General features: G+C 74.2%; 4 protein-coding genes and 1 pseudogene. All 5 read left to right on the top strand.

The window, feature by feature from the left end:
- Positions 1-40 precede the first annotated feature (40 nt).
- The 5 genes and pseudogenes from ACFWWU_RS10865 to ACFWWU_RS10845 all read left to right on the top strand — a co-directional run bounded on the left by ACFWWU_RS10865 (position 41) and on the right by ACFWWU_RS10845 (position 12,461).
- Complete coding sequence (locus ACFWWU_RS10865; RefSeq protein WP_384142164.1) at positions 41-4,756, top strand: SDR family NAD(P)-dependent oxidoreductase; 4,716 nt, start codon at positions 41-43, stop codon at positions 4,754-4,756.
- 127 nt (positions 4,757-4,883) lie between these two features.
- A pseudogene (locus ACFWWU_RS10860) lies at positions 4,884-8,972 on the top strand (type I polyketide synthase); the annotation flags it as partial.
- On the top strand, positions 8,969-9,814 hold the full coding sequence (locus ACFWWU_RS10855) for a thioesterase II family protein (RefSeq protein ID WP_384142161.1): 846 nt from the start codon (positions 8,969-8,971) through the stop codon (positions 9,812-9,814). The pseudogene ACFWWU_RS10860 and the gene ACFWWU_RS10855, both read left to right, overlap by 4 nt.
- A complete protein-coding gene (locus tag ACFWWU_RS10850; protein ID WP_384142158.1) occupies positions 9,796-11,073 on the top strand; it encodes a P450-derived glycosyltransferase activator in 1,278 nt (425 codons plus the stop codon). The genes ACFWWU_RS10855 and ACFWWU_RS10850 overlap by 19 nt, the downstream gene beginning before the upstream one ends.
- A gap of 107 nt (positions 11,074-11,180) precedes the next feature.
- Positions 11,181-12,461: an activator-dependent family glycosyltransferase gene (locus ACFWWU_RS10845; protein WP_384142155.1), complete on the top strand. Its 1,281-nt coding sequence runs from the start codon at positions 11,181-11,183 to the stop codon at positions 12,459-12,461.
- The last annotated feature ends 31 nt before the right edge of the window (positions 12,462-12,492 follow it).

Here is a 12,492-nt window from a genome sequence, read left to right as displayed (position 1 = left end):
CAGCCCTCACACACGGAACGGACAGGCGAGAACGGGAGCCATGGCGAACAACGAAGACAAGCTCCGCGACTATCTCAAGCGCGTCACCGCCGAGCTGCAGCAGAACACCAGGCGTCTGCGCGAGATCGAGGGACGCACGCACGAGCCGGTGGCGATCGTGGGCATGGCCTGCCGCCTGCCGGGCGGTGTCGCCTCGCCGGAGGACCTGTGGCGGCTGGTGGCCGGGGACGGGGACGCGATCTCGGAGTTCCCGCAGGACCGCGGCTGGGACGTCGAGGGCCTGTACGACCCGGACCCGGACGCGTCAGGCAGGACGTACTGCCGGTCCGGCGGATTCCTGCACGACGCGGGCGAGTTCGACGCCGACTTCTTCGGGATCTCGCCGCGCGAGGCCCTCGCCATGGACCCGCAGCAGCGCCTGTCCCTCACCACCGCGTGGGAGGCGATCGAGCACGCGGGCATCGACCCGACGACCCTGAAGGGCAGCGGCCTCGGCGTCTTCGTCGGCGGCTGGCACACCGGCTACACCTCGGGGCAGACCACCGCCGCGCAGGCGCCGGAGCTGGAAGGCCACCTGGTCAGCGGCGCGGCGCTGGGCTTCCTGTCCGGCCGTATCGCGTACGTCCTCGGTACGGACGGCCCCGCCCTGACCGTGGACACGGCGTGCTCGTCGTCGCTGGTCGCCCTGCACCTCGCCGTGCAGGCGCTGCGCAAGGGCGAGTGCGACATGGCCCTCGCCGGCGGCGTCACGGTCATGCCCAACGCGGACCTCTTCGTGCAGTTCAGCCGGCAGCGCGGGCTGGCCGCGGACGGCCGCTCGAAGGCCTTCGCCACCTCGGCGGACGGGTTCGGCCCTGCGGAGGGCGCCGGCGTCCTGCTGGTGGAGCGCCTCTCGGACGCGCGGCGCCACGGTCACCGGGTGCTCGCGGTCGTGCGCGGCAGCGCGGTCAACCAGGACGGCGCGAGCAACGGTCTTACGGCTCCGAACGGGCCGTCGCAGCAGCGGGTGATCCGGCGCGCCCTGGCCGACGCCCGGCTCACGCCGGGTGACGTGGACGTCGTCGAGGCGCACGGCACGGGCACGCGACTCGGCGACCCGATCGAGGCACAAGCCCTCATCGCCACGTACGGACGTGAACGCAGCGGCGAACAGCCGTTGAAGCTGGGCGCGTTGAAGTCGAACATCGGACACACGCAGGCCGCGGCCGGTGTCGCCGGTGTCATCAAGATGGTCCAGGCGATGCGCCACGGGCTGCTGCCGAAGACGCTGCACGTGGACGAGCCTTCGGACCAGATCGACTGGTCGGCGGGCTCGGTCGAGCTGCTCACCGAAGCCACGGACTGGCCGGAGAAGAGCGACGGCGGACCGCGCCGGGCCGCGGTCTCGTCGTTCGGCATCAGCGGCACGAACGCCCACGTCGTACTCGAAGAGGCCCCCGCCGCTGCCGAGGAGACAGCCTCGGACACCGAGCCGTCGACCGTCGGCGGTGTGGTGCCGTGGCCGGTGTCGGCGAAGACCCCGGCCGCCCTCGACACGCAGATCGGGCGGCTCGCCGCGTACGCGGACAGCCGTACGGACCTGGACCCCGCCGCGGCAGCCCGCACCCTGATCCACGGCCGCACGGCCATGGACCACCGCGCCGTCGCGATCGGCGACAGCAAGAAGGCCCTGCGGGACGCCCTCCACATGCCGGAAGGCCTCATCCGCGGCACGGCCACCGACCTCGGCCGCGTGGCCTTCGTCTTCCCCGGCCAGGGCACGCAGTGGGCCGGGATGGGCGCCGAACTCCTTGATGTATCGCAGGAGTTCGCTGCCTCGATGGCCGAGTGCGAGGCTGCGCTCGCTCCGTACGTCGACTGGTCGCTTGAGGCCGTCGTCCGGCAGACGCCGGGTGCGCCTACGCTGGAGCGGGTGGACGTCGTCCAGCCCGTCACTTTCGCCGTCATGGTCTCCCTCGCCCGTGTCTGGCAGCACCACGGCGTCACCCCTCAGGCCGTCGTCGGGCACTCGCAAGGCGAGATCGCCGCCGCCTGTGTCGCCGGAGCGCTCAGCCTGGACGATGCCGCGCGAGTCGTGGCCCTGCGCAGCAAGTCGATCGCCGCACACCTCGCCGGTAAGGGCGGCATGCTCTCCCTCGCGCTGAGCGAGACCGCCGTCCTGGAGCGCCTGACCGGGTTCGACGGGCTGTCGGTGGCAGCGGTCAACGGGCCCACCGCCACCGTCGTATCCGGCGACCCCGCCCAGATCGAAGAGCTCGCCCGCGCCTGCGAGGCCGACGGGATCCGCGCGCGGATCATCCCGGTCGACTACGCCTCCCACAGCCAGCAGGTGGAAATCATCGAGAAGGAACTCGCCGAGGTCCTCGCCGGGCTCACCCCCCAGGCTCCCCGCGTGCCGTTCTTCTCCACCCTCGAAGGCGCCTGGATCACCGAGCCCGCCCTCGACGGCACCTACTGGTACCGCAACCTCCGCCACCGCGTCGGCTTCGCCCCGGCCGTCGAAACCCTCGCCGCAGACGAAGGCTTCACCCACTTCGTCGAAGTCAGCGCCCACCCCGTCCTCACCATGGCCCTCCCCGACACCGTCACCGGCCTCGGCACCCTCCGCCGCGACCAGGGAGACCGGGACCGCCTGGTCACCTCACTCGCCGAAGCCTGGGCCAACGGCCTCCCCATCGACTGGACCTCCCTCCTCCCCTCCGCGACCGGCCACCAGGCCGACCACCTCCCCACCTACGCCTTCCAGACCGAGCGCTACTGGCTCCAGGACTCCGCTCCCACCAGCGCCGCCGACGACTGGCGCTACCGCGTCGAGTGGAAGCCGCTGACGACCGCCGGCCAGGCGGACCTGTCCGGCCGGTGGCTCGTCGCCGCCGAGGGCCGGCCCGACGCCGAGCTGCTGGGCGCGCTGAAGGCCGCCGGGGCGGACGTAGAGGTGCTGGCGGCCGGGGCGGACGACGACCGTGAGGCCCTCGCCGCCCGGCTCGCCGGACTGACGGCCGGTGACGGATTCACCGGTGTGGTCTCGCTCCTCGACGGGCTCACCCCCCTCGTCGCCTGGGTGCAGGCACTCGGTGACGCCGGAATCGGCGCGCCTCTGTGGTGTGTCACCCGCGGCGCCGTCTCCCTCGGACGCCACGACACCCCCGCCGACCCCGACCAGGCCATGCTCTGGGGCCTCGGCCGCGTCGTCGCCCTCGAACACCCCGAACGCTGGGCCGGTCTCGTCGACCTCCCCGCCCAGCCCGACGCGGCTGCCCTCGCCCACCTCGCCACCGCCCTCGCCGGCAGCACCGGCGAGGACCAGATCGCCATCCGCACGACCGGACTCCACGCCCGCCGTCTCGCCCGCGCCCCCCTCCACGGACGCCGACCCACCCGCGACTGGCAGCCCCACGGCACCGTCCTCATCACCGGAGGCACCGGAGCCCTCGGCAGCCACGCCGCCCGCTGGATGGCCCACCACGGCGCCGAACACCTCCTCCTCGTCAGCCGCAGCGGCGACCAGGCACCCGGAGCAATCCAACTCGCCGACGAACTCCGCGAACTCGGCACCCGCGTCACCCTCGCCGCCTGCGACGTCGCCGACCCCGACGCCATGCGCACCCTCCTCGCCGACATCCCCACCGACACCCCCCTCACCGCCGTCCTCCACACCGCCGGCGCGCCGGGCGGCGACCCGCTGGACGCCACCGGCCCCGAGGACATCGCCCGCATCCTGGGCGCGAAGACCAGCGGCGCCCAGGTGCTCGACGACCTGCTCCGCGGCACTCCTCTGGACGCCTTCGTCCTGTACTCCTCCAATGCCGGGGTCTGGGGCAGCGGCGGTCAGGGTGTCTACGCGGCGGCCAACGCCCACCTCGACGCCCTCGCCGCCCGGCGCCGTGCCCGTGGTGAGACGGCGACGTCGGTCGCCTGGGGGCTCTGGGCGGGCGACGGCATGGGCCGGGGCGCCGACGACGCGTACTGGCAGCGCCGTGGCATCCGCCCGATGAGCCCCGACCGCGCCCTGGACGAGCTGGCCAAGGCCCTGTGCCACGACGAGACCTTCGTCGCCGTGGCCGACGTGGACTGGGCGAGGTTCGCGCCCGCGTTCACGGTCTCCCGCCCCAGCCTCCTGATCGACGGCGTCCCGGAGGCCCGGCAGGCGCTCGCCGGGCCCGTCGCACCCGTCGGCGCCCCGGCTCCCGGCGACGCCGCCTCGGCGCGCTCCGGGCAGTCGTCGGCACTGGCCGCGATCGCCGCGCTCCCGGCACCCGAACACCAGCCGGCGCTCCTCACCCTCGTCCGTACGCACGCGGCAGCCGTACTCGGCCACTCCTCCCCCGACCGGGTGGCTCCCGGCCGCGCGTTCACCGAGCTCGGCTTCGACTCGCTGACGGCCGTGCAGCTCCGTAACCAGCTCTCCGCGGCGGTCGGCAGCCGGCTCCCCGCCACCACGGTCTTCGACCATCCGACGCCCGCCGCGCTCGCCGAGCACCTCCATCAGGAGTACCTCGCGCCGGCCGATCCGGCCCCCACCGACTGGGAGGGGCGGGTGCGCCGGGCCCTGGCCGAGCTGCCCCTCGACCGGCTGCGGGACGCGGGCGTCCTCGACACGGTCCTGCGCCTCACCGGCATCGAGCCCGAGCCCGCACCGGGCCGCCCGGACGGTGCCACCGCGGGCCCGGACGCGGAGCAGGAGCAGGCGGCGTCGATCGACGACCTCGACGCCGAGGCCCTGATCCGCATGGCCCTCGGCCCGCGCACCACCTGATCAGCGCGGTCCGGTCGCACACCCCCGCCCCGCGCCCCGCACCCGCCACCCCCCAACCACCCCCACACGCCCACAACCCCATCCTCGAGCGGAAGACCACACCCAGATGACGAGTTCCAACGAGCAGTTGGTGGACGCTCTGCGCGCCTCTCTGAAGGAGAACCAAGAACTCCGTGAAGAGAGCCGCCGCCTTGCCGACCGTCGGCAGGAGCCCATGGCGATCGTCGGCATGAGCTGCCGTTTCGCGGGCGGTATCCGGTCCCCCGAGGACCTCTGGGACGCCGTCGCCGCGGGCAAGGACCTCGTCTCCGACGTGCCGGAGGAGCGCGGCTGGGACATCGACTCCCTCTACGACCCGGAGCCCGGCCGGAAGGGCACGACGTACGTCCGCAACGCCGCGTTCCTCGACGACGCCGCCGGCTTCGACGCCGGGTTCTTCGGGATCTCGCCGCGCGAGGCCCTCGCGATGGACCCGCAGCAGCGGCAGCTCCTCGAAGCCTCCTGGGAGGTCTTCGAGCGGGCCGGCATCGACCCCGCGTCGGTCCGCGGCACCGACGTCGGCGTGTACGTGGGCTGTGGCTACCAGGACTACGCGCCGGACATCCGGGTCGCTCCCGAAGGCACCGGCGGATACGTCGTCACCGGCAACTCCTCCGCCGTCGCCTCGGGGCGCATCGCGTACTCCCTCGGTCTGGAGGGACCCGCCGTGACCGTGGACACGGCGTGCTCGTCCTCGCTCGTCGCCCTGCACCTCGCCCTGAAGGGCCTGCGGAACGGCGACTGCTCGACCGCCCTCGTGGGTGGCGTGGCCGTTCTCGCGACGCCGGGGGCGTTCATCGAGTTCAGCCGGCAGCAGGCCATGGCCGCGGACGGCCGGACCAAGGGGTTCGCGTCGGCGGCGGACGGCCTCGCCTGGGGCGAGGGCGTCGCCGTGCTCCTCCTCGAACGGCTCTCCGACGCGCGGCGCAAGGGACACCGGGTCCTGGCCGTCGTGCGCGGCAGCGCCATCAACCAGGACGGTGCGAGCAACGGCCTCACGGCGCCGCACGGCCCCTCCCAGCAGCGGCTCATCCGGCGGGCGCTGGCCGACGCGCGGCTCACGTCGGCCGACGTGGACGTCGTGGAGGGCCACGGCACGGGCACGCGCCTCGGCGACCCGATCGAGGCGCAGGCGCTGCTCGCCACGTACGGGCAGGGGCGTGCCCCGGGGCAGCCGCTGCGGCTGGGCACGGTGAAGTCGAACATCGGGCACACGCAGGCCGCTTCCGGTGTCGCCGGTGTCATCAAGATGGTGCAGGCGATGCGCCACGGAGTGCTGCCGAAGACGCTGCACGTGGACGAGCCGACGGACCAGGTCGACTGGACGGCGGGCTCGGTCGAGCTGCTGACCGAGGCCATGGACTGGCCGGAGCGGCCGGGCCGGCCCCGGCGGGCGGGCGTCTCGGCGTTCGGCGTGGGCGGGACGAACGCGCACGTCGTACTCGAAGAAGCCCCCGCCGCTGCCGAGGAGACGACCTCGGACGCCGAGCCGTCGACCGTCGGCGGTGTGGTGCCGTGGCCGGTGTCGGCGAAGACCCCGGCCGCCCTCGACGCGCAGATCGGGCGGCTCGCCGCGTACGCGGACAGCCGTACGGACCTGGACCCCGCCGCGGCGGCCCGCACCCTGATCCACGGCCGCACGGCCATGGACCACCGCGCCGTCGCGATCGGCGACAGCCAGAAGACCCTGCGGGACGCCCTCCACATGCCGGAAGGCCTCATCCGCGGCACGACCTCCGGCCTCGGCCGGGTGGCCTTCGTCTTCCCCGGCCAGGGCACGCAGTGGGCCGGCATGGGTGCCGAACTCCTCGACACATCACCAGAGTTCGCTGCCGCGATGGCCGAGTGTGAGGCTGCGCTCGCTCCGTACGTGGACTGGTCGCTGGAAGCCGTCGTCCGGCAGACGCCCGGTGCGCCCACGCTGGAGCGGGTCGACGTCGTCCAGCCGGTCACCTTCGCCGTCATGGTCTCCCTGGCACGGGTCTGGCAGCACCACGGCGTGACGCCTCAGGCGGTCGTCGGGCACTCGCAGGGCGAGATCGCCGCCGCGTACGTCGCCGGTGCGCTCAGCCTGGACGACGCCGCCCGGGTCGTTGCCCTGCGCAGCAAGTCCATCGCCGCGCACCTCGCCGGCAAGGGCGGCATGCTCTCCCTCGCCCTCGGCGAGACCGCCACCCAGGAGCGGATCGCGAACCTCGACGGGCTGTCGATCGCGGCCGTCAACGGACCCAGCGCCACCGTCGTCTCCGGTGACCCGACCCAGATCGAAGAGCTCGCCCGCGCCTGCGAGGCCGACGGGGTCCGCGCGCGGATCATCCCCGTCGACTACGCCTCCCACAGCGCCCACGTCGAGACCATCGAGAAGGAACTCGCCGAGGTCCTCGCAGGACTCGCCCCCCAGGCTCCCCGAGTGCCGTTCTTCTCGACGCTCGAAGGCGGCTGGATCACCGAGCCCGCCCTCGACGGCACCTACTGGTACCGCAACCTCCGCCACCGCGTCGGCTTCGCCTCCGCCGTCGAAACCCTCGCCACGGAAGAGGACTTCACCCACTTCGTCGAGGTCAGCGCCCACCCCGTCCTCACCATGGCTCTGCCGGAGACCGTCACCGGCCTGGCCACGCTCCGCCGCGAGGACGGCGGACGGCACCGCCTGACCACTTCCCTCGCCGAGGCGTGGGCCAACGGCCTCCCCGTCGACTGGGACTCGTTCCTCCCCGCCGCCGCCTCCCACCCCGACCTCCCGACGTACGCCTTCCAGCACCGCTCCTACTGGATCAACCCCTCGGCCCCCGGTGAAGCGCCCACGCACACCGCTCCCGAGACCGAGGCCGACGCCGAGGCCGGCCAGGCGTGGGGACTCGGTGTCGCCGACCTCGACGAGGAAGGCCGGCGCGGCGCCGTACTCGCCATGGTGCTGCGTCAGGCGGCCGCCGTGCTCCGGTACGACTCGCCCGACGAGGTCTCCGTCGACCGGCCGCTGCGGGAACTCGGCTTCGACTCGCTGACCGCCGTCGACCTCCGTAACCGCATCAACCGGCTGGCCGGACTCCACCTGCCCGCCACCGCCGTGTTCGAGCACCCCACGCCGGCCGCGCTGGCCGACCGCGTCAGCGCCGAGCTGGCCGAGCGGAACTGGGCCGTCGCCGAACCCCGCGACGAGGCGGAAACCACCGCCCCGGCCTCGGCCCAGACCACCGCCCCGGCCCCGGCGACTGCCCGTGCCCGCTCCGCGTCCGGCGACGGCGGGATGTTCCGCGCCCTGTTCCGGCAGGCCGTGGAGGACGGCCGGTACGCCGAGTTCCTCGGCGTCCTCGCCGAAGCCTCGGCGTTCCGCCCGCAGTTCGCCACGCCCGAGGCCTGCCCGGAGCGGCTCGAACCGGTGCTGCTCGCCGGCGCTCCGGCGGACCGCGCGGGAGCCCGTGCCCGAGCCCTTCTCGTCGGCTGCACGGGCACCGCGGCGAACGGCGGCCCGCACGAGTTCCTGCGGCTCAGCGCCTCCTTCCAGGAGGAGCGGGACTTCCTCGCCCTGCCCCTGCCCGGCTACGGCACGGGTACGGGTACGGGTACGGGCACCACCCTCCTCCCTGCCGACCTCGACACCGCGCTCGACGCCCAGGCCCTGGCGGTCCTCCGGGCCGCCGGGGACGCCCCGGTCGTCCTCCTCGGTCACTCCGGCGGCGCCCTGCTCGCCCACGAGCTCGCCTTCCGCCTTGAGCAGACCCATGGAGCCCCTCCCGCCGGCATCGTCCTGGTCGACCCCTATCCGCCGGGCCACCAGGAGCCCGTCGAGGCGTGGAGCAGGCAGCTCGGCGAGGGTCTGTTCGCGGGCGAGCTCGAACCGATGGCCGACTCGCGGCTGCTCGCCATGGGCCGGTACGCCCGGTTCCTCGCCGCGCCGCGGCCGGGCCGCAGCAGCGCGCCCGTCCTCCTGGTGCGCGCCTCCGAACCGCTGGGCGACTGGCAGGACGAGCGCGGTGACTGGCGCGCCCACTGGGACCTTCCGCACACCGTCGCGGACGTGCCCGGCGACCACTTCACGATGATGCGGGACCACGCGCCCGCCGTCGCCGGGGCCGTCATCGCCTGGCTCGACGGCATCGAGCGGGACACCGCCGCGGGCCGGAGCACCACCGGCACCGCCGCCGGCCGGCACGCCGTGCAAGGAGAGAACCAGTGAACGACAGACCCCTGAACGTCGACAGCGGACTGTGGATCCGGCGCTTCCACCCCTCGCCGAACAGCACGGTGCGGCTGGTCTGCCTGCCCCACGCCGGCGGCTCCGCCAGCTACTTCTTCCGCTTCTCCGAGGAGCTCCACCCGTCCGTCGAGGCCCTGTCGGTGCAGTACCCCGGACGTCAGGACCGGCGCGACGAGCCGTGCCTGGAGAGCGTCGAGGAGCTCGCCGAGCACGTGGTCGCGGCCACCGAACGCTGGTGGCAGGAAGGCCGGCTGGCCTTCTTCGGGCACAGTCTCGGAGCCTCCGTCGCCTACGAGACGGCGCGGATCCTCGAACAGCGGCACGGAGTACGGCCCGAGGGCCTGTACGTCTCCGGCCGACGCGCCCCGTCCCTGGCGTCGGACAAGCTCGTGCACCTGCTGGACGACCGGGCCTTCCTGGCCGAGATCCGGCGCCTCAACGGCACCGACGACCGGTTCCTCCAGGACGACGAGCTGCTGCGGCTGGTGCTGCCCGCGCTGCGCAGTGACTACAAGGCCGCGGAGACGTACGAGCACCGGCCCTCCGCCAAGCTCACCTGCCCGGTGATGGCGCTGGCCGGCGACCGCGACCCGAAGGCGCCGCTGAACGAGGTGGCCGAGTGGCGCCGGCACACCAGCGGTCCGTTCTGCCTGCGGGCCTACTCCGGCGGCCACTTCTACCTCAACGACCAGTGGCACGAGATCTGCAACGACATCTCCGACCATCTGCTCGTCACCCGCTGCGCGCCCGATCCCGGCGTCGTGCAGCCCCCGACCCGTCTTATCGAAGGAGCCGCGAAGAGATGGCAGAACCCACGGTGACCGACGACCTGACGGGGGCCCTCACGCAGCCCCCGCTGGGCCGCACCGTCCGCGCGGTGGCCGACCGTGAACTCGGCACCCACCTCCTGGAGACCCGCGGCATCCACTGGATCCACGCCGCGAACGGCGACCCGTACGCCACCGTGCTGCGCGGCCAGTCGGACGACCCGTATCCCGCGTACGAGCGGCTGCGCGCCCGCGGGCCGCTGTCGTTCAGCCCGACGGGCAGCTGGGTCACCGCCGACCACGCCCTGGCGGCCCGCGTCCTGTCCTCGGCGGACTTCGGAGTGTCCGGCGCCGACGGCGTCCCCGTGCCGCAGCAGGTCCTCTCCTACGGGGAGGGCTGCCCGCTGGAGCACGAGCGGGCGCTGCCGCCGGCGCGCGACGCGGCGGAGGCCGGGCACCGTACCGTGGTCGAGCGGGTCCACCGGGAGACCCTGGAGGGGCTCGCCCCGGACGCGTCGGCGTCGTACGCGTTCGAGCTGGTGGGCGGTTTCGTCCGCCCGGCGGTGACGGCCGCGGCCGCCGCCGTGCTCGGTGTTCCCGAGGACCGGCGCGGGGATTTCGGCGACCTGGTGGAGCGGCTCCGGCCCCTGTCGGACAGCCTGCTGGCCCCGCAGTCCCTGCGGACGGTACGGGCGGCCGACGGCGCGCTGGCCGCGCTCGCGGCGCTGCTCGCCGACTCCCCCGGCCCGGCCGACCCGGAGACCGGCCCGTCGGCCGACACGGGGACCGACACCACGGGGCGGCCGGACAGGGCCCTGCTGTCGGCGCTCGGGGTCACCGCCGCCGTCCAGCTCACCGGGAACGCCGTGCTCGCCCTGCTCGCCCACCCCGAGCAGTGGGGCGAGCTGTGCGCCCGGCCCGGGCTCGCCGCGGCCGCGGTGGAGGAGACCCTCCGCTACGACCCGCCGGTGCAGCTGGACGCGCGGGTGGTCCGCGCGGACACGGAGCTGGCGGGCCGGCGTCTTCCGGCCGGCGCCCATGTCGTCGTCCTCACCGCCGCCGCCGGCCGGGACCCGGAGGTCTTCACGGACCCGGAGCGCTTCGACCTCGCGCGCCCCGACGCCGCCGCGCACCTCGCGCTGCACCCCGCCGGTCCGTACGGCCCGGTGGCGTCCTCGGTCCGGCTCCAGGCGGAGGTCGCGCTGCGGACCCTGGCCGGGCGTTTCCCGGGGCTGCGGCAGGCCGGGCCCGTGCTCCGCCCCCGCCGCGCGCCCGTCGGCCGCGGGCCGCTGAGCGTGCCGGTGAGCGCCTGAGACACGTACGCCACCACGCCGTACGCCACGACGCCGTACGCCCGTACGTCGGTACGCCCCACCCCGCCCCCCTCAGCGCTCCACCCGCAAGGAAGGACAACGACGCCATGCGCGTCCTGCTGACCTCGTTCGCACATCACACGCACTACTACGGCCTGGTGCCCCTGGCCTGGGCGCTGCTCGCCGCCGGGCACGAGGTGCGGGTCGCCAGCCAGCCCGCGCTCACGGACACCATCACCGGGTCCGGGCTCGCCGCGGTGCCCGTCGGCACCGACCACCTCATCCACGAGTACCGGGTGCGGATGGCGGGCGAGCCGCGCCCCAACCACCCGGCGATCGCCTTCGACGAGGCCCGTCCCGAACCGCTGGACTGGGACCACGCCCTCGGCATCGAGGCGATCCTCGCCCCGTACTTCTACCTGCTCGCCAACAACGACTCGATGGTCGACGACCTGGTCGACTTCGCCCGTTCCTGGCAGCCGGACCTGGTGCTGTGGGAACCGACGACCTACGCGGGCGCCGTCGCCGCGCAGGTCACCGGCGCCGCGCACGCCCGCGTCCTGTGGGGGCCCGACGTGATGGGCAGCGCCCGCCGCAAGTTCGTCGCGCTCCGCGACCGGCAGCCGCCGGAGCACCGCGAGGACCCCACGGCCGAGTGGCTGACGTGGACGCTCGACCGGTACGGCGCCTCCTTCGAGGAGGAGCTGATCACCGGCCAGTTCACGGTCGACCCGACGCCGCCCAGCCTGCGTCTCGACACCGGCCTGCCCACCGTCGGCATGCGCTACGTCCCGTACAACGGCACGTCGGTCGTGCCCGACTGGCTGAGCGAGCCGCCCGCGCGGCCCCGGGTCTGTCTCACCCTCGGCGTCTCCGCGCGCGAGGTCCTCGGCGGCGACGGCGTCTCGCAGGGCGACATCCTGGAGGCGCTCGCCGACCTCGACATCGAGCTCGTCGCCACGCTCGACGCGAGCCAGCGCGCCGAGGTGCGCAACTACCCGAAGCACACCCGGTTCACGGACTTCGTGCCGATGCACGCGCTGCTGCCGAGCTGCTCGGCGATCATCCACCACGGCGGGGCCGGCACCTACGCGACCGCCGTGATCAACGCGGTGCCGCAGGTCATGCTCGCCGAGCTGTGGGACGCGCCGGTCAAGGCGCGGGCCGTGGCGGACCAGGGGGCCGGGTTCTTCCTGCCGCCGGCCGACCTCACCCCGCAGGCCGTCCGGGACGCCGTCGTCCGCATCCTCGACGACCCCTCGGTGACCGCCGCCGCGCACCGGCTGCGCGACGAGACCTTCGGCGACCCCACCCCGGCCGGGATCGTCCCCGAGCTGGAGCGGCTCGCGGCACAGCACCGCCGCCCGCCGGCCACCAACCGACCCTGACCCCCGTCGGGAAGACCCCCAACCCTCAGCC

Origin of the sequence: Streptomyces sp. NPDC058650, assembly GCF_042717315.1 — a bacterium.
Classification (GTDB): domain Bacteria; phylum Actinomycetota; class Actinomycetes; order Streptomycetales; family Streptomycetaceae; genus Streptomyces.
The sequence above is the reverse complement of the archived record's forward strand: the minus strand, read 5'-3'. Positions and strand labels throughout refer to the sequence as shown.